The following is a 21,238-nucleotide window of genomic DNA, read 5'->3' on the forward strand; positions in this document are numbered from 1 at the left end:
GGAGAATCGCCGGTGGCCGCCGCAAGCCGCTCGCTCGCTACGGCGCTATGAAAAGCGCGCGTCGCAAGCGGCTTGCTCCCGAGCTGCTACACCACCGGTGGGGGCACGACCTCGACGATATCTAGAAGCCCGACAGCCACCCCTCCACGCTTTGCCAAAAATGCATATTTGTGGCGCGGTTCGAATCCGGGCGGGAGAGCATTCAAGAACTCATGGGCCGCATTACTGCGTTTCGAGACACCATCGACACGCAGAGAGTAGTTGGTGAGATCATCGAATATACCGTCTATTTCGCTCAGATCGCCCGAAGTGACTGGCGAAAGAGATACGGTGATATCGTCTTGCATAACGTCTCCAGCATTTTTGTCGCGAAACTGCCAACTGGTCGACACTTGTTTTCTGTTTTTCGTAATGTCGGAGAATAGAGAGTCTTGCGACGACCGCAATGACCGCTTCTGGCGCATTGGCGAAATTCAAACCGACCCATAACGCGGTTTCCTCTTCGCGGCAAAAACTCTAGAAAGTCCGGCGAAGCCCCTGCGCGTCTCTCCGAGACGTCGCCGAAAGGGGCGCGGGAGACGAGGATCATGCCGCTCTACAAGCTCGACGGCGTCGCGCCGCGCGTGCCGGCTTCCGGCCGTTTTTGGGTCGCGCCGGACGCTCGGATCATCGGCCGCGTGCAGCTCGAGGAAGACGCCAACATATGGTTCGGCTGCGTGCTGCGCGGCGACAATGAATGGATCACCGTCGGCGCCCGCACCAATGTCCAGGACAACTGCATTTTCCATACGGATATGGGCTTTCCGCTGACCATCGGCGCCGATTGCACCATCGGCCATGGCGTCATTCTGCACAGCTGCGTCATCGGCGAGGCGAGCCTCGTCGGCATGGGCGCGACGATCCTCAATGGCGCGAAAATCGGCCACAACTGCCTCGTCGGGGCCAATTCGCTGGTGACGGAAAACAAGGAATTCCCGGACAACAGCCTGATCGTCGGCTCGCCGGCCCGCGTCGTGCGCACGCTCGACGAGGGCGCGCTGGCGCGCAATCTCGAATCGGCGAAGCATTATGTCGAGAACGCCGAGCGCTATGCGAAAGGGCTGGAGGCGATCTGACCGTCCCGGCGCGCCCTTCGCAGGGGCGCGCCGACCGCCGGCTCAGCGCGCGGCGAAGCGGGGCGCGTTCGGATCGTCGATCGCCACCCAGACATTCTGATCGAGCTGCGACTGCCGCTTGACGAAACGATAGGGCGTGTTGGTCCAAGGGCGCACGGCGTCGTTCATATTGTCGAGGACGAACTCGCCGCGATTGGTCTTGACGGTCAGAATCGCGTGACCGTCGCCATTCTTCTCCTTGACCACCGTCATCAGCAGCGCGGCGCGCGGATAGCCGAGCTCGACCAGCAGACGGCGCTTCATCAGCGCATAATCCTCGCAATCGCCCTTGCCGTCGGTGGGATAGTCCCAGCGATCGACGACGCCCCAATGCTCCATGTCGGAGACGGGCTCGATCGCGTGATTGACCTTCGCGTTGATGCGCTGGAGGTCCTTGTAGGCCTTGGCGGTGAGATCGATATCGCGCGGAGCGGAGGCGTCGACGTCGCATTCGCCGCGATAGCGATGACAAAAGTCCAGCCATCCGTATGGGACGCTGGTCTCGGCTCCGAGAGCCGCATGGAGCAGGGGCTCGGAGGCTGCGCGCGCAGGCGCTCCCCAGAAGGAGAATGCGCCGGCCAGCGCCGCGCTCATCGTCAGTCTCGCCACTCTACGCAACATTCTCGTCGTCTCCCCGATGTGAAGACGAGAATAGATTTATTGTTTTGCCCGCTCCGTAAGTAGATAGCTCAGTTTTTCAGCGAACACGTTTAGATTTTATGGGTTTTTTCGTAAGTATAACGAATTGCGCCCGAAATAGGCGAAATTTCGCGGTATTTTCGATATGCTATTGAAAATATGCGATATCGATGGCCGCCCGAGGGGCCGCCGCGGATCGTTCGAGGCGCCACGCCTGCCCTCGCGGGGCCCATTCGTTAACGCCGGAGCCCTATTCGTCGTTAACGGGCTCGCCTCGGCGGCGGCGGGGGAAATCACGGCGGCGGCCATGGTTCGGTCTCAAAGGCGGCGTAAGAACTCAAGCCGGGTTTCCATCGGGGTTCGACGACGATGTTGCTGCGCTTTGCAATTGCCTTGGCGGCGAGCTTTCTCGCCTTCGTCGTCTGCGACGCGCCGATCGCCGAGCCGCTCAACCGTGTGGCGGAAAATCCCTTTGTCGCGCGCCGCAGCCCGCTCGAGAGCCATATGGACGAATGGCGGCTCGCCCTGCGCCTCTCGGGCGAGCAGGACCGGCTGTTCTCCACTTTCGCGGAGCAATTGCATGTCGTGGTTCGGGACCGCGACGCCGCCATCGTCGCCGCCGCGATCGACCGCAATCGGGAGGGCGCGCCGCGCGATCCCGGCGAGCCGCTCCGCGCGCGCGCCGATCGTCTGAGCCGCCATGTGGAGAATTTACGCGCGCTCGCCGACGCCGAAACGAGCTTCTTCGCCTCTCTGTCCGTCGAGCAGCGACGCACAGCGGATCGCGTCATGCCGCGCGATGTGCTCGGCGCTCATGACCTGTTCCGCCGCCGCGGAATTCGCCCGGACCGAAATGGCTAGAATTTCCATGCGCACGCTCGCCGCAGCCCCCTCCCCTCGTCGGACGCAGGGAATGAAATCCGTTTCGGACGCCCGCGCCGCGCGCTGTGGGGGACTTCGGGTTCTTTTGGCCTGCGTTCTCTCTATGATGGCGCTCGCGCCTGCGGCCTCCGCCGCCAACGGCCCCGACAGGCCGCCGACCTTCGAGCCCGCCGCGCCGCCGGCGCTCGCCGGAAAATCGGCGCAGCCGGCGCAAGCGCGCAAGCGCCTGACCAAATTCGAGGCGCGACGCATTCGTCACGCCTGCCAGGGGCGCGCCAATGAGCGCGGCCTCGGCGGCCCCGAGCGCGAAGCTTTTTTGGGTCGCTGCTATTTCGGCCGCGTCTCGACCCGCGTCGAGCGCCAGCAATGCCGCCAGGAGGCGGCGGCGCGCGGCGTCGAGCGAGGGAGCCTGCGCGCCTATATCCGCGACTGCGTGCGGGACCGGCTGCGCGCCAGGGAAGAGAGAAAGAACTGATAGGCGGCCGGCGCGCTCAGCGCCGCACCACCAGCACCGAGCATTTGGCGTGGCGCACGATCGTCTTGGCGTTGGAGCCGAGAAGATAGGTCGACATCGCCGGCCGATGCGAGCCGAGCACGATGAGATCGGCGCCCCACTCTTGCGCTTCCGCGAGCACCTCCGGATAGATGGCGCCGAAACGCACCACTGTCGTCACCTTGTTCTTGGGATAGTCGAGCTTGGCGGCGACATCGGCGATTTCCTGCTCCGCCGCGGTGCGCAATTCCTCGTCGAAATTCGGCGGGATGTAATCGAGAAACGCCACCGGCACGAGAGATTGCACATTGACGAGGCGAAGTTCGGGCTGCGCCTGGCCTTTGGCCAATGCGAGCGCTTCGTCGAGCGCGAGGCGCGTCAGCTCCGGCTCTGTCAAATCGAGGGGAATGAGGATTTTCTCATGCATGGGCGCTCCTCCGCTCGGGCAACCAACCGATCATGGCCCCGAGATCGTGATGTAAGGCTCGCGCTCCGGCGTTTTTAGCGCTCGAGCGCGCGACCGAACGTCGCGCGGCCTCTTACGATGGGACGACGTCGGCCGGCGCGCCGCCAGCCGATTATATGGCGTCCGACTCGCGATTGCGCTGCGGGAAAATATTTAGGAGACGAGTGACGCCGGCGCGATCGCCCTCGGCTTCACTGCGCGGCCTTTTGGCGGAGCGTCTCCTCGACCGCCGCGAGCGCCGCATCGAGCGCCGAAGCGTCGGGACCGCCGGCCTGGGCGAGATCGGGCCGCCCTCCTCCGCCCTTGCCGCCGAGCTTCTCGGAAGCGGCGCGCACCAGATCGATGGCGTTGAAGCGGGCGGTGAGATCGGCGGTGACGCCGACGACAACTCCGGCCTTGCCGTCCGTGGAGGCGTTGGCGATGGCGACGACGCCGGAGCCGATCGTCTTCTTGGCCTCGTCGACGAGGGACTTCAAATCCTTCGCGTCTATGCCGCCGACGGCTTTGGCGAACAGCTTGATTCCAGCGACGTCGCGAACAGGCTCCGCCGCGCCATTGCCGCCGCCGCCCATGGCGAGCTTGCGCTTGGCGTCGGCGAGCTCGCGCTCCAAAGTCTTGCGCTCCTCGATGAGGCTGGCCAGCCGCGCCGGGGCTTCCTCGACGGAGGTGCGGACGAGAGCGGCGATCTCGCGCAGCGCCTTGGCCTCGGAGACGAGCTGCGCGCGGGCGCCTTCCGCCGTCTTCGCCTCGATGCGGCGCACGCCCGAGGCGACCGCGCCCTGCGAGACGACGCTGATGAGGCCGATGTCGCCGGTGCGGCGCACATGCGTGCCGCCGCAGAGTTCGACGGAAAAGGCGCGATCGGCGTCGACGGGCGCATGGCCCATGGCGACGACGCGCACCTCGTCGCCATATTTTTCGCCGAACAAAGCGCGGGCGCCGGAACGAATGGCCTCGTCCTGGCCCATCAGCCGGGTCTCGACCGGGGCGTTGTCCTGCACCACTTCGTTGGCGATCTGCTCGACGGCGGCGATCTCTTCCTCGGTCAATGGCTTGGGATGGGTGAAGTCGAAGCGCAGCCGATCCGGCGCGACGAGCGAGCCCTTTTGCGCGACATGATCGCCGAGCACGCGGCGCAGCGCCTCGTGCAGAATATGCGTCGCCGAATGATTGGCGCGCACGGCGTTGCGGCGAGCGTGCTCGACCTCGAGCTCGAGCGCGAGACCCGGCGTGAGCGCGCCCTCCTCCACCACGCCCTCGTGAACGAAGAGGCCGTGAACCTTCTTTTGCGTGTTGGTGACGCGAAAGCGCACGCCCTTGGCGCGCATCACGCCGATGTCTCCGATCTGGCCGCCGGACTCCGCATAGAAGGGCGTCTGATTGAGCAGCACGGCGCCGCGCGCGCCGGTCTCGAGCCGGAAGGTCTCCGCCCCTTCGTGGAGAAGGGCGACGATCTGGCCCTCGGACTTTTCCCGATCATAGCCGAGAAACTCCGTCGCGCCGAGACGCTCCTCGAGCGCGAACCAGACGGCCTCGGTCGCCGTCTCGCCAGAGCCGGCCCAGGCCTTGCGCGCCTCGGCGCGCTGGCGCTCCATGGCGGTCTCGAAAGCGGCCTTGTCGACGACGATGCCGCGCGGTCGCAGCGCATCCTCGGTGAGATCGAGCGGAAAGCCGTAAGTGTCGTAGAGCTTGAACGCCGTTTCGCCGGAGAAGCTCGCGCCGGCCGTGAGCGAGGCGCTCTCCTCGTCGAGGATCGAGAGGCCGCGCACGAGAGTCTGGCGGAAACGCGTCTCCTCGGTCAGCAGAGTGTCGCGAATGAGGCTTTCGGCGCGGGTCAGCTCGGGATAGGCGAGGCCCATTTCGGAAACCAGCTCGCGGACGAGGCGATGCATCAAAGGCTCGGCGGCGCCGAGAAGCTGCGCATGGCGCATGGCGCGGCGCATGATTCGGCGCAGCACATAGCCGCGGCCCTCATTCGAAGGCGTCACGCCATCGGCGACGAGAAAGGCCGACGCGCGCAGATGATCGGCGATGACGCGGTGGCTCGCCGCCTGTGGTCCGGCGGAATCGACGCTTGTCGCCTCCGCGACGGCGCCGATGAGGCGCCGGAAGAGATCGACCTCGAAGACCGATTGCACGCCCTGCAGCAGCGCGGCGATTCGCTCGAGGCCCATGCCCGTGTCGATGGAGGGACGCGGCAGCGGCGCGCGCTCGCCCGGCGCGGTCTGCTCATATTGCATGAAGACGAGGTTCCAGAACTCCAGGAACCGATCGCCATCCTCGTCCGGGCTGCCGGGCGGGCCGCCGGCGACGCTGTCGCCCTGATCGAAGAAAATCTCGGAGCAAGGGCCGCAGGGGCCGACGTCGCCCATGCTCCAGAAATTATCCGCGGTCGGAATGCGGATGATGCGATCGTCAGAGAAGCCGGCGATCTTTTTCCACAGCGAAAAGGCTTCGTCGTCGTCGTGATAGACGGTGACCAGCAGCTTCTCGCGCGGCAGGGCCAGCTCGCGGGAGACGAAATTCCAGGCGAGCTCTATGGCGCCTTCCTTGAAATAATCGCCGAAAGAGAAATTGCCGAGCATCTCGAAAAAGGTCAGATGCCGCGCCGTATAGCCGACATTGTCGAGATCATTGTGCTTGCCGCCGGCGCGCATACATTTTTGCGCGGTGGTGGCGCGCGCGTAATGGCGCTTCTCGAAGCCGGTGAAGACATTCTTGAACTGCACCATGCCGGCGTTGGTGAACATCAGCGTGGGGTCGTTCTGCGGGACGAGCGGCGAGGATGCGACTTTCTCGTGTCCATTGCGCGAGAAATAGTCGAGGAAGGTCGAACGGATCTGGTTGACGCCACTCATATCGGTTCTTGTCGCCCGCTTGTTCGGCTCGAAAAGCCATCGAACGCGCGCTCGGCCGTAACCGTCGCAGGGAAAAGGAAAAGGCCCGGCGCGAACCGAGCCCTTCTAGAGCATTTGTCCGCGAAGTGGAACAGGCGGCGCGGCTCGCGGAAGGGGATGACGCTTCGGAAGTCTTCGCGCCGCGACCCCACCCCGGACGGCTGCGCCGTCCGACCCTCCCCCTGAAGGGGAGGGTGGGCGTTCGCTGTCTGCGATCAGTCCTCGGCGCCGTCGCCCTCGCCCTCGCCGCCGGCGTCGAGAATGCGCTCGGCGATGAGGCCGGAATTTTCGCGGATCGCCTGCTCGATCCGCTCGGCCGCCTCTTTGTTCTGCTTGAGAAAGGTCTTGGCGTTCTCGCGGCCTTGGCCGAGTCGCTGGCTGTCGTAGGAGAACCAGGCGCCGGATTTCTCGACGACGCCGGCCTTCACGCCGAGGTCGATCAACTCGCCGACCTTGGAGACGCCCTCGCCATACATGATGTCGAACTCGACCTGCTTGAAAGGCGGGGCCACCTTATTCTTGACCACCTTCACGCGGGTCTGGTTGCCAGTGACCTCGTCGCGGTCCTTGATGGAGCCGATGCGGCGAATGTCGAGACGCACGGAAGCGTAGAACTTCAAGGCGTTGCCGCCCGTGGTCGTCTCCGGCGAGCCATACATGACGCCGATCTTCATGCGGATCTGATTGATGAAGATGACGAGCGTGTTGGAGCGCGAGATGGAGGCGGTGAGCTTGCGCAGCGCCTGGCTCATCAGGCGGGCCTGCAGGCCGGGCTGCACCTCGCCCATCTCCCCCTCGATCTCGGCGCGCGGCGTCAGCGCGGCGACCGAATCGATGATGAGCACATCCACCGCGCCGGAGCGCACGAGCGTGTCGGTGATCTCCAGCGCCTGCTCGCCCGTATCGGGCTGGGAGATCAGCAGCTCCTCGAGATTGACGCCGAGCTTGCGGGCGTAGACCGGATCGAGCGCATGTTCGGCGTCGACGAAGGCGCAGACGCCGCCCTTCTTCTGCGCCTCGGCGATCACATGCAGCGCCAGAGTGGTCTTGCCCGAAGATTCCGGCCCATAAATCTCGACGATGCGGCCACGCGGCATTCCGCCGACGCCGAGCGCTATGTCGAGCCCGAGCGAGCCGGTGGAGATCGTCTCGATCTCGACGGCCTTCTGATTCTTGCCGAGCCGCATGATCGAGCCTTTGCCGAAGGCCCGCTCGATCTGCGACAAAGCGGCGTCCAGCGCCTTGGTCTTGTCCACGGATGTTCCTTCCACGAGGCGGAGATTGGCTTGGCTCACGGCGATGATTCCTTCTGGCACGGGGCGGGCGGCAGGCGCAACGCGAGATGCGGCCCTGAAGCGAAAGAGCGGTGAAAGACTTGTGAGGATCGGACCGGTATCGGACGCGAAGATCGGATGGGCAGATTGTATCGCATTTGTTCTCTTCGCCAAGTTCTTTTTTTGTTCCGCTTGCATTTTTCGCCCCGCCTCCCGCGCCGGCGCGGGCCGAGGGAAGGAACCGGCTTGAAGTCCGCGAGTTCCTCGGCGTAAGGGACGCGAGCCGGCGCAAGGCGCCGTTCTTCTATCGACAGCGGAGTTTCGACAGCCAATGAGCGATTTGCGCGCTTCCCGTCCCGACGCCGTTCTCGATCCCGCCGATCCGCGCTGGGGGCGGCTGCATCGGCTGATCGACACGCATTCGCTGCTGCGCGGCGATTTCACGCTCTCCTCGGGCCGCAAGAGCAATTATCTCTTCCAGCTGCGCCAGACGACCATGCTGCCGGAGGGCGCGTATCTCATCGCCGATATCGTCGTCGACTATATGAGGGCGCAGGGGATAAAGGGCGTCGGCGGGCTGGCCGTGGGCGCCGTGCCCATGGTGGCGGCCATCGCCGCGGTGAGCTTTCCCAAAGGCGCGCCGGTCGAGGCTTTCTTCGTGCGCAAGGAGGCCAAGGGCCATGGCGCCAAGGAGCGTATCGACGGCTATGTGCCCAAGGGCGGCGAATCGCTGATCGTGGACGATGTGGCGACGACGGGCGGCTCTATATTGGAGGCCATCGCCGGCATGACGGAAGAGCATCCAGAGGCGAAAGCGACGCGCGCGCTGGTGGTGATCGACCGCGAGGAAGGCGCCGCGGAAAAGCTCGCCGAAAAGGGAATCACGCTGGCGTCGATCTTCAAGCGGAGCGACTTCACCATATAGAGGAGCTGCGACATGATTTGTCCGAAGCCGATGATTTTTGCGTTATTCGCTTCCACGGCCGTCGCGGCGCCCGCGGCCGCGCAATCGAGCGATCCGACGGCCGGGCGACGCCTCGCCGCCTCGCTCTGCGTCGAATGTCACCGCATAGACGAGAAGACGCCGGCCGAGAACGAGGCCGCCAAGGCGCCGAGCTTCGTCGATGTGGCGCGCATGCCGTCGACGACGGAGCTGGCGATCAAGGTCTTTCTGCGCAGCTCGCATCGCAACATGCCCAATCTCATCCTCACGCCGGATGAGATCGACTCGCTCTCCGCCTATATCGTCGGCCTCGCGCCCAAGCGTTGAGGCGTCACGGCTTCGGGCATTCGGGCTGCAGAAATTTCGCGTCGATCGTGAAGCCGGAGCGCTCGCGCGTGACGCCGCTCTTTTGCGTGAGCGTCGTCTTCGATTGCGCGCGATACCAGCTCGAGAAATCGCCGGTGAACAAGAGACTCGTCACTTCGCGCGCGCCATGGAGATCGCATGAGAAGGTGACGATGACCTCGCCGCCCTGCGCGGATTCGACCGTCGGCTTCGTGCAATTGTCCTGCGGAACGCCGAGCAGGCCGTCGCTCGCCTCGATGCAGACGTCATGCGCCTGCAATCCCACTTCCGGCGATATGGTCTTTATGCGCCAGAAGCCGGGCCGACGCTGCGGGAGACTATCCGCCAACGCGCTCGCGGCAAGCGGCAATATCACGGCGATGAGCGTCGCGCGACACACAGTATGGAGGTTCAACTCTTCGCCTCGATGACCGATGATCTTATACCGCGCGGAATATGTGACGCGCGCCTTTGCGAGGCAATTCGTTTTCGATATCGCGCGCGATTTCGAGAATAGCTCCCGCGCGCGCATCCCTATTTTTCCCGCATGACGCGGCCTCCCGAAGGAGGCCGCGCGACAGAGATCAGGCCTGGCCGGCGGCGCCTTGGGCCTTGGGAATGCGCAGCACCTGACCGGGATAGATCTTGTCGGGATCGGAGAGCAGCGGCCGATTGGCGGCGAAAATCTCCTCGTATTTTCCGCCCTTGCCCTGGCCATATTGCGTCTCGGCGATCTTCCACAGCGTGTCGCCCTGGCGCACCTTGTAGAAGAGCGATTCGGTCTCCTGCTTGCCGACGACGATATTGCTCTCGACCTGCGAGACGCCCTTGGTGTTGCCGACGGCGAGCACGATCTTCTCGGCGTCGCTGGTGGAGGCCGCCTTGCCGCCGAGCTTCACCTTGTCGCCCTCGACCGAGATTTCGATCTTGGAGGCGTCGAGACCCTTCTTCTCGATCTCCTTCTTCAGCTCATCGGCGGGCGCAGCGGCGTTCTCGGTCGCGCCCTTGGGCGAAGGCGCATTCTTGTCGATCTTGTCGCCGCTCTTCGAGTTGTTCCAGAAATTGAAGAGACCCATTTTCTCGACCTCCTTCGCGCTTTGGCGTGAGCGCGAGCGCCGGTGGAATTGCGCCCGCGCCGCGTTACATAGGGCGCGCCGCGCTCAGGCGAGCCCATCGCGAAGAAGGCGCTCTTTCGCCGCCCGCACCCATAGCTTCGCGGCGAGCGGCGAGAAATGCAGGCCGTCATCGGTCATCTCCGGCAGCCGCACGCCCTCGTGCGAGAGCTGCGTCGCGAGATCGACGGCGGCGAGCCCGCGCGCCTCGGCGAGCGCGCGCATCAGCGCATTGATCTCGTCTATGCGCGGCGCCATCGCCGCATCGGCGACATGGGGCGCGAGCATCAGAACGCCGCGCGCATCCTCCGGCAGGCGGCGCAGCAGCGCACGAAAATCATTTTCGATCTGCGCGAGCGGCGCCGCGTCGAAGAGAAGATCGTTCAAGCCGCCGTCGATGACGAAGCAGCGCGCGCCCATCATGCGCGCCTCGACGATTTGCGCGCCTATATCCTTCAGCGTCGCGCCGCCGAGGGAAAGGCGCAGCACGTCGAAGGGACGCCGACGGAGCGGGCGCCAATCGCATTGCGCCGCGAGACTGTCGCCGACAATAGCGTAGCGCGGCGGCCGCAGACGCGCGACCCGCCGATGCAGCGCGATACGAAAGGCGCGCCGCGCGCCGGCGTCGGAGACGACGAGCAGCGCGCCGAGGAGCAGCAGGAGAAAGACGAAAATGAAAAGAATTTGCGTCACTGTCGCGATCATCGCCCTCGCCGCCTCGCCCGCGTCATCGGCGGGACATAGATCGGAATCGACTCCGGGGAGGACCCACGCATGATCGCCCGCATCGCCAAGATCCTGCTCACCGCCTGCGCCGGCCTGCTCGGCCTCGTCACCGGGCTCGGCAATATTTTCGATTATGGCACGAATTTCGAGGTCCTTCGCCATGTCGTCTCCATGGACACGACTCACGCCGACGCCGCGCTGATGAGCCGCGCCATTCTCTCCGACACGCTGCAGCGGCTGCTCTATGCCGGGATCATCGCGACGGAGCTCGCCTATGGGGCGCTCTGCCTCTATGGCGCGCTGCGGCTTTTTGGCGCACGAAAGGGCGATGCGGCGCGCTTCGAAACGGCGAAGCAATGCGCCATAGGCGGGCTCGCGCTCGGCTTCGCGCTCTATTTTTTCGGCTTCATGATCATCGGCGGCGAATGGTTCCAAATGTGGCGTTCCATTGATTGGAACTTCCAGCAGCCGGCGTTTCGATTCATCGGCTCGCTCGGCCTCATCCTGCTCTTCGTCGCTCAGCCGGAGCCCCCGCGCGGCTGAAGCGGCGAGAGCATTGTTTGGAAGCGATCCAATCTATGGAGTTTGACGGAATTAGCGCCTCTTCACTAGATTTCGCGCGCCTCGCTCATTCGGAGAGTCCGCTCTCCCGATCGGAGACTCTCAATGGCGCTCGCCATTCGATCGCGCCTCTCGATAGTGTCGCGCGCCTTTTTCTTTCTGCTCGCCGCGGCCGCGCCGGCGGCGAGCTTCGAATCGACGACGAGCGACGCGCGGGCGGCCGATGAAGCCGGCCTCACGCCGCGCGAGCTGCTGGGCAAGCGGATTTTCGAGGACAAGAGCCTGTCCGAGCCCGCCGGCCTCTCCTGCGCCTCCTGCCACGATCCCGCCAAGGCGTTTCAAGGCAATAACGGCTCGCCCATCACGGCGCTGGCGCGCGGCAGCCGGCCGGATGCGCTCGGAACGCGCAAGACGCCGTCGCTCGCTTACGTCTCCTTCAGCCCGCGCTTTCATTTCATGAAGAAGGAGGACGAGGAGACCGGCGCGACCGAGCTCGTTCCCGCCGGCGGCCAATTCTGGGACGGACGCGCCGATGATCTGGCTGCGCAAGTGGAAGGGCCGCTGCTCAATCCGCGCGAGATGAACAATCCGTCGAGAGCCGCCGTCGTCGAGAAGATCAAATCCGGCGCCTATGCCGATCTCGCGCGGCGCGTCTATGGCGCGAAGATTTTCGACAGCGACGCCGCTTTCGATAAATTGGCGCGCGCCGTCGCCGCCTATGAGAGCAGCGCGCGCTTTCATCCCTTCTCGTCCAAATTCGACGATGTTCTGCGCGGACGCGAGAAATTGACCGCTGAAGAAGCGAAGGGCTTCGCTCTGTTCAAGGACAAGAACAAGGGCAATTGCCTCGCCTGCCATGTCGGCGAGGAGAAATCGCGCCGGCCGCAAGACTGGCTGTTCACCGATTTCAGCTATGACGCGCTGGGCGCGCCGCGCAACGCCGCCATTCCCGACAACAAAGACCCGGCCTTTGTCGATCTCGGCCTCTGCAAGCGCGAGGGCCTCGCGAAGATCGCGCCGAAAGGCTTCGACATCGACAGTCTCTGCGGCCAGTTCAAGGCGCCGAGCTTGCGCAATGTCGCCGTGACCGGCCCCTATCTGCACAATGGCGTCTTCGCCAGCCTGCGCGATGTCGTCGCCTATTATGCGACGCGCGACACCGACCCTGCGCGCTGGTATCCGAAAAAGGACGGCGCGACCGCGAAATACGACGATCTGCCGCAAAAGTTCCACGACAATGTGAACGTCAAGGAAGTTCCCTATGATCGCAAGCCGGGCGAAACGCCGCGGCTCGACGAAGGCGAGATCGACGCCATCGTCGCCTTTCTGCGCACGCTGACCGATCGGCCCGCGCCGGTCGCCAGAGCCGAGAAATAAAGCCGAGAAACAGAACGTCTCCGGCCGAAGCGCCGGCTCCGCCGCGAAAAGGACATAAGCATCGGGCCGGATGGCGCCGTCTTTCCTCGAGGAGGCGGCCCCATGCGGCTTCGTGTTTCCGCTCTCGTTTGCGTATCATCGATCGCGCTGTCCTCCGCATGGGCGAAGGAGACGATCATCGAGGCGGCCTCGGCGGTCGACGGCGTCGTCGTCCATCCCGACGCCGCGACGGTGACGCGCAGAGCGACGATCGATCTTCCCGCGGGGGCTTCGACCATCGTGCTCGCGAACCTGCCCGCCGGGCTCGACGCCGATTCGCTGCGCGTCTTGGGCGAAGCCGATGGCCGTGCGACGATCGGCGCCGTCGAGACGCGATTCGCTCCGGCGGATGCGCGCGCGCCGGATACGGCGATCGAGATCAAGCTGAAGCAATTGCGCCGGGCGCGCGAGAGCCTGCAGGCGACGCTGGATGCGCTCGCCGGCAAGCAGGCGATGATCACGCGCTATTCACAGGCCGGGCCGGAGAAGCTCGGGCCCGAGGCGCGCCCTCTCGCGATCGGCGAATGGAACGCCGCTTTCGAGACGATCGGCGCCGCGCTCGCCAAGACCGGCGAAGAATTACGCACGGCGCGCGCCAGGGCCAAGGATCTCGACGATGAGATTCATGCGCTCGAAGCGGGAGGCGGCGAACGCAAAATGCAGCGCCCGGCGCGCGAGGTCGCGATCGCCGTAGAATCGGCGAGCGGCGGAAAGCTGCGATTGACGCTCACCTATCTCGTCTCCGGCGCCTCTTGGCGGCCCGCCTATGACGCGCGGCTCGACACCGGCGGCAAGGACGGCAAGCCGCAGATCGAGCTCACCCGTCGCGCCGCGGTGACGCAGAACACGGGCGAGGATTGGAGCGACGTCGCGCTCTCCGTCTCGACGACGCGTGCGCATCGCAGCGCATCGGCGCCGGATGTGCAGCCGCAGCGCGTCGGCTTCTACGAGCCGCCCGTTCTCTATGCGGAAAAGCTCGCCGCTCCGGTCGCCGCAGCGCCCGAGCGCCAATTGCGCAGAGCCGACGCCAGGGCTTCGGCGCCCGCGCCCGTCCCCTTGGAACAGCAGACGGCGACGCTCGAATCCAACGCCTATCAGGCCAGCTTCAACATCGCGGGCCGCGTCGGCGTGCCCGGCGACGGAAGCTCGAAGAGCTTCATTCTCTCGTCGCGCCGCATCGAGCCGACGCTCGCCGCGCATATCGCGCCGGCGCAAGATCCGACCGCCTTTCTCGAGGCGCGCATCGTCAATGACGAGGACGCGCCGCTGCTGCCCGGCCCCGTCGCCGTGCAGCGCGACGGCGTTCATGTCGGGCAGAGCCGCATCGCTTTCGTCGCGCCCGGCGAGGCGGTCGAGCTCGGCTTCGGCGCCGACGACAAGATCAAGGTGACGCGCGCGCCGGTCAAGCGCGTCGAAAACGAGCCGAGCTGGTTCGGCCAGACCAAATATGAGACGCGCGACTTCAAGACGACGATTCGCAATCTGCATGATTTCGTCGTCCCGGTGACGGTGGTCGATCGAACGCCTTTTTCCGAAAACACGGCCATTACGGTGGAGACGCTGCCACAGACCACCGCGCCCACGACGAAGCAGGTGGCGGACAAGCGCGGCGTGATGGCCTGGAGCTTCGACGCCAAGCCCGGCGAGACGAAAGAGCTGCGCCTCGCCTATCGGGTCAAATGGCCGGCGGAGCGCGACATTGTGACACAGCCGGCGCCGATCGCGCAGAGATGACGGACTTGAAAGGGACTTCGGCGTAGCCATTTGTGTGGTGTCGCGGCGCTCGCGCGACGAGGAGAGTCCCTGATGCATGTCAATATCGCCGCGGCGGAGGCCGCCATCACCGCCGCGCGCAAGCGCGCCGCCGAGCTCGGCACGAAAATGTGCATCGCCGTCGTCGATTCCGGCGCCGATCTGAAAGCCTTCTATCGCATGGACGACGCCTGGGTCGGCAGCATCGACATTGCGATCAAGAAGGCGAAGACGGCCGTCTTCTTCGGAATGCCGACCGGCGAGATCGGCAAGCTGTCGCAGCCGGGCGGCCCGCTCTTCGGCATAGAGCATTCCAATGACGGGCTCATCACCTTCCCCGGCGGCCTGCCCATCGTCGATGAGGATGGCGTGCTGGTCGGCGCGATCGGCGTCAGCGGCAGCTCGGTGGAGAATGACCATGCCGTCGCGCAGGCCGGCGTCGCCGTCGTCGGCGTCAGCGATCTGCCGGCGCATCCTTGGCGAACGTGAGTCCGCGGTCGAGCCACGCGCGCCATTGCGGCGCCGCGCCGATGAAATCGGCCAGCGCCGCATAGCCGCCGCAATTGGGGTGGGCGCCGTCGCCGGCGGCCGCCTCTTGAAGAAGCACGCCGCAGCTCGCGGCGAAGCCGCGCATCTCGATATAGGGAATGCGCAGCTCGGCGCAGAGCTTTTGCAATTGCGGGCACAGACGATCGATGCGCGCGGCGCCGGGCAGAAACGGCCCGACCATCAATACGGGCGCGAGCGGCACGGCCTCGCGCAGCATTTGCTTCGCATTGGCCAGCGTCTCCTCGAGCGGAACGCGCGCGCGGTCCGCTTCCTCCTCCACGCAATCATTGGCGCCGAAGGAAAACAGCAGACGCGCGTCGCAATCTTCCGGCAGACGACCCCGCGCCTCCTCCCGCCAGCGCGCGGCGATATCGGCGCTGGTGTCGCGGCGGACGCCGAGATTATAGGCGGTGACGTCTCGCCCCGCCCGGCGCTCGCGCGAGACGAGCCGGCCCACCCAGCCGAGACCATCATCGTCGCCGGTTCCATTGACGAGGCTGTCGCCGAAAAAGCAGATGCGAACCGGCGTGGTCATGCGCGCCCCCGGATAGATTTGCGCGGCGTCGCCGCTTCCTTCTCCCCGCTCGCGGGGAGAAGGTGAGGATGAGGGGCCAGGGCATGAGCCACAAACGGAAAACGCCCCGAGCCCCTCACCCCGGCCCTCTCCCCGCTCGCGCGGGGAGAGGGAGAATTTTCATTCTCCTTCCGCGCGCCATCCGCAGAGCGCCAGCGCTTCGCGCATATGCGCGGGCGCCGGGGCGCGCACGACGATGCGCTCCTTGTTTTCGCGCATCGGAATGTCGATCTCGCGCGCGTGAAGATGCAGCGGCGGCGCGCCTTCGCGCTTGCCATGGCCATAGACGGGATCGCCGAGCATGGGCCAGCCCATGGCCTGGCAATGAACGCGCAGCTGATGCGTGCGGCCGGTCTGCGGCCTCAGCTCGAGGAAGGCGAGATCATTGCCCTGCGCGTCGCGAGCGCGGCCCAGCACGCGCCAATCCGTCTGCGCCGGCAGGCCCAGCGGATCGGGCCGCATCCACCAGCCGCGCGTCGAATCGAGCCGGCCGAGCGCCATGTCGATATGGCCCTCCTCCGCGGAAGGCGCGCCTTCGACGATCGCCCAATAGGTCTTTTTGATGCGCCCGTCGTGAAACAGTCTGCCGAGCCGCTCCAGCGCCTTGCGGTGGCGGCCGAGCACGAGGCAGCCGGAGGTGTCGCGATCGAGCCGATGGGCGAGCGCCGGCGCGCGCGGCAGGCCGAAGCGCAGAGCGTCGAAATGGTCCTCCAGATTCTCGCCGCCCTTGGGGCCGCGATGCACGGGCAGGCCGGCGGGCTTGTCGACGACGAGCATCAGCCCGTCCCGATAGAGGAGGCGCGAGACGAGATCATCCGGTGTCATGGGCGTCATCCTGATCGAATCGGCGATTTCGCGTGAGGGAAGGCGTCCCGCCCTTGCCGCCGTGTGGCGCGCGCTAGCTAGAGACATGCGGAGCCAGCCCTTCTCCCGAGGGCCAGCGATAGAGAACAACGGAGAGCACCATGGCCGAAGAAGACCAAGTCGACCGCCTGATGACGCGGAACGCTTATATTTTCGCGGGGGTCGGAGCCGTGCTCGGCGCCGTGATGGGCGCTGGCGTCGTCGGCTTTCCCGCCGCGATCGGAACTGTGATCATCGGCGCGCTGCTCGGCGGCATTCTCGGGTCCTTCATCGTCACCAAGTGACCCGGCCGAGCGACACGGAGCGCGGCTGCGCGAAGCCGCCGCGCTCAGGCCGAATGGCCAAGATGCGCGAGCACGAAATCCAGCGCGCCGACGCGCTCCAGCAGCCAATAGGCGCCGAGCAGCGCGATCGCCGCCGACAGCGCATAGACGAGCTGCGGGCTGCGCTTGCCGCCGGTCTGCTTGTCGATGAAGAGCAGCGCCGGCACGAAGACCAGCACGATCGCCACCTGTCCGAGCTCGACGCCTATGTTGAAGGAGGCGAGCGCCGGCAGCACCGCATTCGCCGGCACGCCCAGCTCCTTCAGCCCGCTGGCGAAGCCGAAGCCATGGACAAAGCCGAAGAGAAACGTGTCGCGCCAGCGTCCATCGACGCGGCGCGAGAAGAAATTCTCGACCGCGACATAGATGATCGATGCGGCGATCGCCGCCTCGACCCATTGCGAGGGCAGCGTGACGATATCGAGCGCCGCCAGCGACAGAGTGACCGAATGCGAGACGGTGAAGGCGGTGACGATCTTCACCACCGGCCACACGCGCGTCGCCCAGAGAAGAATGGCGATGAGGAAGGAAATGTGGTCGTAGCCGGTGAGAATATGCTCGACGCCGGCCTGCACGAACTTCCACATCAGCTGCCACACCGTCTCCAGCGGCTTGGAGAGATCGAGCGGCGCATCGGCGGGATAGAGCATGGTCTCGCCGGCGTTGGCGCCGGTCAGCGTGACGAGATGCTTGGCCTTGGAGCCCGCGGCCGCCAGAAGCTCTTTCGCGTCGTAGAAAATCTGGCCGGAAACGCTGGCGCAGTCGAACGTCAGCGTCACCAATGCGCTGTCCGCATTGGTGGGGTCCTCTCCGGAATAGTCCACGCGGCCGGAACAGGCGTGGCCATCGGCGTCATGCATGGAGACCCGGCGCTGAATCAGCTTGCCGATCTCGGCCTCCAGCACACCGGGCTGCGATAGCTCGACGCCGGAGCGCTCCGCCATGGTCTGCGAGAAGATGCGCTCGAGATCGGTCGCCAGAAAGCCGACGTCGACCCGATAGGAATGGTCCTTCTCGGGCGTGATCTTGACGGTGGAAATATCCGCCGTATGGGCGAAGGCCGGCGCGATCGATGCGAGCAATGCGGCGACGACGAGCGGCAAGCATTTCAACGACCAGCTCATTTTCGAAGGACTCCGGGCAAGCCTGACGGGCGGGGCCGCGACAATGCCCGACGCCGCGAAAATGGACAAGACCGCGCGCCGCTCGGCCCGCGCGCGATTGCGGGGCCGCGCCTGGACGGGTAAAAACAACGAGATGCGGCCGGAGCTTTTCATTGGAATCCGGGACCGCCGCGAGGGGAGCGTCCGATATGCAGCGTGTCACCATGACCATCGACGACGATCTCATGGCCGCTCTCGACCAGTATATGGAGGCCGGCGGGCATCAGAATCGCTCGGAGGCGGTGCGCGATCTCGTGCGCGCGGGCCTACTGAAAAAGCCCGAGGCCGACGGCGGCGACCGCCCTTGCATCGGCGCGCTCGTCTATCTCTACGATCACGAGACGCGGCAATTGTCGAAGCGGCTGATGCACGACCATCACAGCCACGCCGACCTCTCCATCGCCGCCCTGCATGTGCATGTCGACGCCGAGACCTGCCTCGAGGTCTCGCTGCTGCGCGGCCGCAAATCCGAGGTGGAGCATTTCGCCCGACATGTGATCGGCGAGCGCGGCGTGCGCTACGGCCAGCTCGTCGTCGCGCCCGCCGAGGCGCATGCGCCGGAGAGCGCCTCCACGCAAAAGCCCCACCACGGCCACAGCCACGCCTGAGGCTGTGACACAAATGCAACGCTGCGGGTAAATCCGTAAGCGGGTCGTTGCCACGGCCGCACTCGTATGATCTGATAATAAAAAAATCATACGAGGGGGCGGAGATGATTGGCCGGCGAGTTGGCGAAGTTTCGGCATTGGCCCTGGCGACCGCCCTTTTCGGCGCCGCCGCCATCGCCCAGGAGGCGCTCCCGGACATAGACGTCGGCGCGCCCATCGCGGCCGCGACGCCGGCGGCGGCGGCCGCGCGCTCGGACGATGCGCAAAAGGCGAAGGTGCGGGTCGAGGCGGCCAGCGAAACCGTCTTCAGCGGCCAGCAGGTCAACGCCGTTCCCTTCGCCCGTCCGGGCGAGGCGCTCGAGATCGTGCCCGGCCTCTCGGTCACGCAGCACAGCGGCGAGGGCAAGGCGAACCAGTATTTTCTGCGCGGCTTCCAGCTCGACCACGGCACCGATTTCTCGCTGACGCTGGACGGAATGCCGATCAACATGCGCACGCATGGCCACGGCCAGGGCTATGCGGACGCCAATTTCCTGATCCCGGAGCTGCTCTCCTCCGTCGTCGGCCGCAAAGGTCCTTATTACGCCGACAAGGGCGATTTCTCCTCGGCCGGCTCGGTCGATATGCAATATATCGACAAGCTCGATCACGGCTTCTTCCGGGCGACGGGCGGCAGCTTCGCCTATGGGCGACTGCTCGGCGTCGACAGCTTCGAGGTGAATGGCGGCAATTTGCTCACCGCCATCGAATCGAGCATATACAGCGGCCCGTGGACGCGGCCGGACGAGATGCGCAAGATCAATTCCGTGCTGCGCTGGTCGCGCGGCACGCAGGAGGACGGCCTCTCGATCACGGCCATGGCCTACGCCAATCGCTGGTTCTCCACCGACCAGATCCCATCGCGCGCCGTCTATGGCAACGTCCTTCCGCTGTGGGGCAATATCGACAGCACCGACGGCGGCGACGCCTCGCGCTTCAGCCTCTCGGCGCGCTGGAGCCAGACGGAAGGCCCGCATTCCTCCCGCGTGGAAGCCTACGCGATCCGCTCGACGCTCGATCTCTACAACAACTTCACCTATTTCCTGTCGCATCCCGATATAGGCGATCAGTTCCGCCAGTTCGACCGGCGCACAGTGCTCGGCGTCAACGCGCAGCACGCCTATAAATACGAGGTCGCCGGCCTGCCGATCGAATCGCGCATCGGCTTCGAGAGCCGTTACGACAATATTCGCGTCGGCCTGCAGGACACATGGCGGCGCCAGCCCTATGACACGGTCGTCAACAGCCATGTCGCGGAAGGCAGCGTGGGCCTTTGGACCGACACGACGGTCCGCTTCACGCCCTGGCTGCGCGCCACAGGCGGCGTGCGTTTCGACTATTTCGCCGCCAGCGTCGGCAGCCTTCAAGATCCGCTCTCCGCGCCCAAGGACGGCAATGGCGATCCGATCTGGACCGGCCCCTGGAACAGCGGCTCCAAATCGGCGACGATGGGCAGCCCGAAGGTGGGCGTCGTCATCGGCCCCTTCGAGCAGACCGAGCTCTTCCTCAATTTCGGCGAGGGGCTGCATTCGACCGACGCGCGCGGAACCGTGACCCGGCTGAGCCCGGCCGACGGCTCGAATGTCGCGTCCATTCCCTTGCTGGTGAAGCAGCGCGGCGCCGAGATCGGCGTGCGGACCACGCGCCTGCTCGAGGGGCTCGAATCCTCGGTCGCCTTCTGGTGGCTGAACAATGATTCTGAGAATCAGTTCGAGGGCGATTCCGGCAGCACCGCCTTCGGCCGGCCGAGCCGGCGCTATGGCGTGGAAATCATCAATCACTACACGCCCACCTCCTGGCTGCGGATGGAGGGCAGCGTTTCGCTGTCGCATGCGCGTTTCCGCGGCGTCGACCAGCAGCAGGCGCTCGCCTGGATCGATCTTCTGCAGCCCGGCTCGTTCCAATATGGAACCTATGTCGGCAACGCGCCCGGCAATTACATTCCCGATTCGCCCAACATCGTCGCCATGGGCCAGATCGAAGTGGGCGAGACGACCGGCCCCTTCGCGGCGCTGCGCTATCGCTATCTCGGCGAGCGCCCGCTGACCGAGGACGGCGCCTTCAAATCGCCGGCGACCGGAACGCTCAATCTGCGCGCCGGCTATCGCTTCGACAATGGCTGGAGCATTCAGGCCGACGCTTTCAACGTCACCAATTCGCGCTCCGACATGATCACCTATGGCTATGGATCGCTGATCCCCTCCGATCCGCTCTATGGCCTGTGCAAGGCGGGCGTCGCGCCGGGCAATGTCTGCTCGGTCGGCGTGATGGGCCGTCATTTCAAGCCGATGGAGCCGCCGGCCGTGCGCGTGTCGATCACCGGCCCGCTGCCCTTCTGAGCTGCGGTCGCATCAGTTTCTCGCACCGATCTGGCGCCCCGCGGAAAGCTCGGCTAGGCTGAGCGTTTCGCTGGGCGGCTTTTTGCGCGCCGCAGCGATCCGCTAGAGTGATTCCGGTT

The 21,238-nt window shown here is 65.4% G+C and carries 23 protein-coding genes; 12 read left to right on the top strand and 11 right to left on the bottom strand.

The features are described 5' to 3' along the window. Window positions 1-86: 86 nt before the first annotated feature. Window positions 87-347, bottom strand: a complete 261-nt coding sequence (locus FMZ75_RS09060; RefSeq protein WP_166142330.1) for a hypothetical protein — start codon at window positions 345-347, stop codon at window positions 87-89. A gap of 240 nt (window positions 348-587) precedes the next feature. Between FMZ75_RS09060 and FMZ75_RS09065 the strand changes: the two genes are divergently transcribed. Then, window positions 588-1,115 (top strand): gamma carbonic anhydrase family protein, encoded by a 528-nt coding sequence (locus FMZ75_RS09065; RefSeq protein ID WP_166142332.1) that lies wholly within the window; start codon window positions 588-590, stop codon window positions 1,113-1,115. Window positions 1,116-1,157: 42 nt separating this feature from the next. Here FMZ75_RS09065 and FMZ75_RS09070 read toward each other — a convergent pair whose 3' ends face one another. Continuing rightward, entirely contained in the window at window positions 1,158-1,775 is a 618-nt protein-coding gene (locus FMZ75_RS09070; RefSeq protein WP_142861847.1) for a transglutaminase-like cysteine peptidase, read from the bottom strand. Window positions 1,776-2,162: 387 nt separating this feature from the next. On the opposite strand from FMZ75_RS09070, the gene FMZ75_RS09075 reads away from it, so the two are divergent. Together FMZ75_RS09075 and FMZ75_RS09080 are read left to right on the top strand one after the other, a co-directional pair. Next, complete coding sequence (locus FMZ75_RS09075; RefSeq protein WP_166142334.1) at window positions 2,163-2,654, top strand: Spy/CpxP family protein refolding chaperone; 492 nt, start codon at window positions 2,163-2,165, stop codon at window positions 2,652-2,654. Window positions 2,655-2,706: 52 nt separating this feature from the next. Next, window positions 2,707-3,150: a hypothetical protein gene (locus FMZ75_RS09080; RefSeq protein ID WP_166142336.1), complete on the top strand. Its 444-nt coding sequence runs from the start codon at window positions 2,707-2,709 to the stop codon at window positions 3,148-3,150. A 16-nt stretch (window positions 3,151-3,166) separates the two neighbouring features. On the opposite strand, the gene FMZ75_RS09085 is transcribed toward FMZ75_RS09080, so the two are convergent. The 3 genes from FMZ75_RS09085 to recA all read right to left on the bottom strand — a co-directional run bounded on the left by FMZ75_RS09085 (window position 3,167) and on the right by recA (window position 7,826). Then, a complete protein-coding gene (locus tag FMZ75_RS09085) occupies window positions 3,167-3,595 on the bottom strand; it encodes a universal stress protein (RefSeq protein ID WP_108917840.1) in 429 nt (142 codons plus the stop codon). A gap of 230 nt (window positions 3,596-3,825) precedes the next feature. Then, window positions 3,826-6,492, bottom strand: a complete 2,667-nt coding sequence (gene alaS, locus FMZ75_RS09090; RefSeq protein WP_166142338.1) for an alanine--tRNA ligase — start codon at window positions 6,490-6,492, stop codon at window positions 3,826-3,828. A gap of 254 nt (window positions 6,493-6,746) precedes the next feature. Then, window positions 6,747-7,826 (bottom strand): recombinase RecA, encoded by a 1,080-nt coding sequence (gene recA, locus FMZ75_RS09095; RefSeq protein ID WP_161912649.1) that lies wholly within the window; start codon window positions 7,824-7,826, stop codon window positions 6,747-6,749. A gap of 310 nt (window positions 7,827-8,136) precedes the next feature. Between recA and pyrE the strand changes: the two genes are divergently transcribed. Together pyrE and FMZ75_RS09105 are read left to right on the top strand one after the other, a co-directional pair. After that, complete coding sequence (gene pyrE, locus FMZ75_RS09100) at window positions 8,137-8,730, top strand: orotate phosphoribosyltransferase (protein WP_166142340.1); 594 nt, start codon at window positions 8,137-8,139, stop codon at window positions 8,728-8,730. A gap of 12 nt (window positions 8,731-8,742) precedes the next feature. Continuing rightward, window positions 8,743-9,075 (top strand): cytochrome c, encoded by a 333-nt coding sequence (locus FMZ75_RS09105; RefSeq protein ID WP_246728869.1) that lies wholly within the window; start codon window positions 8,743-8,745, stop codon window positions 9,073-9,075. 4 nt (window positions 9,076-9,079) lie between these two features. Here the strand turns inward: FMZ75_RS09105 and FMZ75_RS09110 are convergent, their stop codons facing one another. From FMZ75_RS09110 to FMZ75_RS09120, 3 genes are all read right to left on the bottom strand, one after another. Further along, window positions 9,080-9,508: a DUF3617 family protein gene (locus tag FMZ75_RS09110; protein WP_207783358.1), complete on the bottom strand. Its 429-nt coding sequence runs from the start codon at window positions 9,506-9,508 to the stop codon at window positions 9,080-9,082. Window positions 9,509-9,677: 169 nt separating this feature from the next. Continuing rightward, window positions 9,678-10,169 carry a peptidoglycan-binding protein LysM gene (lysM, locus tag FMZ75_RS09115; RefSeq protein WP_166142342.1) on the bottom strand — a complete coding sequence of 164 codons (492 nt, stop codon included), beginning with the start codon at window positions 10,167-10,169 and terminating at the stop codon, window positions 9,678-9,680. Window positions 10,170-10,253: 84 nt separating this feature from the next. After that, window positions 10,254-10,898, bottom strand: coding sequence for a GDSL-type esterase/lipase family protein (locus FMZ75_RS09120; protein ID WP_166142344.1), 645 nt, complete (start codon window positions 10,896-10,898; stop codon window positions 10,254-10,256). 81 nt (window positions 10,899-10,979) lie between these two features. On the opposite strand from FMZ75_RS09120, the gene FMZ75_RS09125 reads away from it, so the two are divergent. The 4 genes from FMZ75_RS09125 to FMZ75_RS09140 all read left to right on the top strand — a co-directional run bounded on the left by FMZ75_RS09125 (window position 10,980) and on the right by FMZ75_RS09140 (window position 15,149). Next, complete coding sequence (locus tag FMZ75_RS09125) at window positions 10,980-11,474, top strand: DUF2165 family protein (RefSeq protein ID WP_166142346.1); 495 nt, start codon at window positions 10,980-10,982, stop codon at window positions 11,472-11,474. Window positions 11,475-11,597: 123 nt separating this feature from the next. Then, entirely contained in the window at window positions 11,598-12,869 is a 1,272-nt protein-coding gene (locus FMZ75_RS09130; protein ID WP_166142348.1) for a cytochrome-c peroxidase, read from the top strand. A 102-nt stretch (window positions 12,870-12,971) separates the two neighbouring features. Further along, a complete protein-coding gene (locus FMZ75_RS09135) occupies window positions 12,972-14,642 on the top strand; it encodes a mucoidy inhibitor MuiA family protein (protein ID WP_166142350.1) in 1,671 nt (556 codons plus the stop codon). 72 nt (window positions 14,643-14,714) lie between these two features. Further along, window positions 14,715-15,149, top strand: a complete 435-nt coding sequence (locus FMZ75_RS09140) for a heme-binding protein (RefSeq protein WP_036292728.1) — start codon at window positions 14,715-14,717, stop codon at window positions 15,147-15,149. On the opposite strand, the gene FMZ75_RS09145 is transcribed toward FMZ75_RS09140, so the two are convergent. Together FMZ75_RS09145 and FMZ75_RS09150 are read right to left on the bottom strand one after the other, a co-directional pair. Then, window positions 15,115-15,744 carry a GDSL-type esterase/lipase family protein gene (locus tag FMZ75_RS09145; RefSeq protein ID WP_166142352.1) on the bottom strand — a complete coding sequence of 210 codons (630 nt, stop codon included), beginning with the start codon at window positions 15,742-15,744 and terminating at the stop codon, window positions 15,115-15,117. The two genes, FMZ75_RS09140 and FMZ75_RS09145, sit on opposite strands and share 35 nt — an antisense overlap. A 159-nt stretch (window positions 15,745-15,903) precedes the next feature. Continuing rightward, window positions 15,904-16,608, bottom strand: a complete 705-nt coding sequence (locus tag FMZ75_RS09150) for an RluA family pseudouridine synthase (protein WP_166142354.1) — start codon at window positions 16,606-16,608, stop codon at window positions 15,904-15,906. A gap of 140 nt (window positions 16,609-16,748) precedes the next feature. On the opposite strand from FMZ75_RS09150, the gene FMZ75_RS09155 reads away from it, so the two are divergent. Next, window positions 16,749-16,931, top strand: a complete 183-nt coding sequence (locus tag FMZ75_RS09155) for a hypothetical protein (protein ID WP_036292732.1) — start codon at window positions 16,749-16,751, stop codon at window positions 16,929-16,931. A 44-nt stretch (window positions 16,932-16,975) separates the two neighbouring features. On the opposite strand, the gene FMZ75_RS09160 is transcribed toward FMZ75_RS09155, so the two are convergent. Beyond that, window positions 16,976-18,094, bottom strand: a complete 1,119-nt coding sequence (locus FMZ75_RS09160) for a HupE/UreJ family protein (protein WP_246728873.1) — start codon at window positions 18,092-18,094, stop codon at window positions 16,976-16,978. Window positions 18,095-18,282: 188 nt separating this feature from the next. Between FMZ75_RS09160 and nikR the strand changes: the two genes are divergently transcribed. Continuing rightward, window positions 18,283-18,741 carry a nickel-responsive transcriptional regulator NikR gene (gene nikR / locus FMZ75_RS09165; protein WP_166142356.1) on the top strand — a complete coding sequence of 153 codons (459 nt, stop codon included), beginning with the start codon at window positions 18,283-18,285 and terminating at the stop codon, window positions 18,739-18,741. Between the two features lie 104 nt (window positions 18,742-18,845). Beyond that, window positions 18,846-21,119, top strand: a complete 2,274-nt coding sequence (locus FMZ75_RS09170; RefSeq protein ID WP_166142358.1) for a TonB-dependent receptor — start codon at window positions 18,846-18,848, stop codon at window positions 21,117-21,119. Window positions 21,120-21,238: the final 119 nt, after the last annotated feature.

The organism is Methylosinus sp. RM1 (genome assembly GCF_011378635.1).
In the GTDB taxonomy this organism is placed as follows: Bacteria; Pseudomonadota; Alphaproteobacteria; order Rhizobiales; family Beijerinckiaceae; genus Methylosinus; species Methylosinus sporium.

Coding starts and splice junctions, on each gene's coding strand:
- FMZ75_RS09060 (WP_166142330.1), bottom strand. CDS start 347: ATGCAAGACGATATCACCGTATCTCTTTCGCCAGTCACTTCGGGCGAT.
- FMZ75_RS09065 (WP_166142332.1), top strand. CDS start 588: ATGCCGCTCTACAAGCTCGACGGCGTCGCGCCGCGCGTGCCGGCTTCC.
- FMZ75_RS09070 (WP_142861847.1), bottom strand. CDS start 1,775: ATGTTGCGTAGAGTGGCGAGACTGACGATGAGCGCGGCGCTGGCCGGC.
- FMZ75_RS09075 (WP_166142334.1), top strand. CDS start 2,163: ATGTTGCTGCGCTTTGCAATTGCCTTGGCGGCGAGCTTTCTCGCCTTC.
- FMZ75_RS09080 (WP_166142336.1), top strand. CDS start 2,707: ATGAAATCCGTTTCGGACGCCCGCGCCGCGCGCTGTGGGGGACTTCGG.
- FMZ75_RS09085 (WP_108917840.1), bottom strand. CDS start 3,595: ATGCATGAGAAAATCCTCATTCCCCTCGATTTGACAGAGCCGGAGCTG.
- alaS (WP_166142338.1), bottom strand. CDS start 6,492: ATGAGTGGCGTCAACCAGATCCGTTCGACCTTCCTCGACTATTTCTCG.
- pyrE (WP_166142340.1), top strand. CDS start 8,137: ATGAGCGATTTGCGCGCTTCCCGTCCCGACGCCGTTCTCGATCCCGCC.
- FMZ75_RS09105 (WP_246728869.1), top strand. CDS start 8,743: ATGATTTGTCCGAAGCCGATGATTTTTGCGTTATTCGCTTCCACGGCC.
- lysM (WP_166142342.1), bottom strand. CDS start 10,169: ATGGGTCTCTTCAATTTCTGGAACAACTCGAAGAGCGGCGACAAGATC.
- FMZ75_RS09125 (WP_166142346.1), top strand. CDS start 10,980: ATGATCGCCCGCATCGCCAAGATCCTGCTCACCGCCTGCGCCGGCCTG.
- FMZ75_RS09130 (WP_166142348.1), top strand. CDS start 11,598: ATGGCGCTCGCCATTCGATCGCGCCTCTCGATAGTGTCGCGCGCCTTT.
- FMZ75_RS09135 (WP_166142350.1), top strand. CDS start 12,972: ATGCGGCTTCGTGTTTCCGCTCTCGTTTGCGTATCATCGATCGCGCTG.
- FMZ75_RS09140 (WP_036292728.1), top strand. CDS start 14,715: ATGCATGTCAATATCGCCGCGGCGGAGGCCGCCATCACCGCCGCGCGC.
- FMZ75_RS09145 (WP_166142352.1), bottom strand. CDS start 15,744: ATGACCACGCCGGTTCGCATCTGCTTTTTCGGCGACAGCCTCGTCAAT.
- FMZ75_RS09150 (WP_166142354.1), bottom strand. CDS start 16,608: ATGACACCGGATGATCTCGTCTCGCGCCTCCTCTATCGGGACGGGCTG.
- FMZ75_RS09155 (WP_036292732.1), top strand. CDS start 16,749: ATGGCCGAAGAAGACCAAGTCGACCGCCTGATGACGCGGAACGCTTAT.
- FMZ75_RS09160 (WP_246728873.1), bottom strand. CDS start 18,094: ATGAGCTGGTCGTTGAAATGCTTGCCGCTCGTCGTCGCCGCATTGCTC.
- nikR (WP_166142356.1), top strand. CDS start 18,283: ATGCAGCGTGTCACCATGACCATCGACGACGATCTCATGGCCGCTCTC.
- FMZ75_RS09170 (WP_166142358.1), top strand. CDS start 18,846: ATGATTGGCCGGCGAGTTGGCGAAGTTTCGGCATTGGCCCTGGCGACC.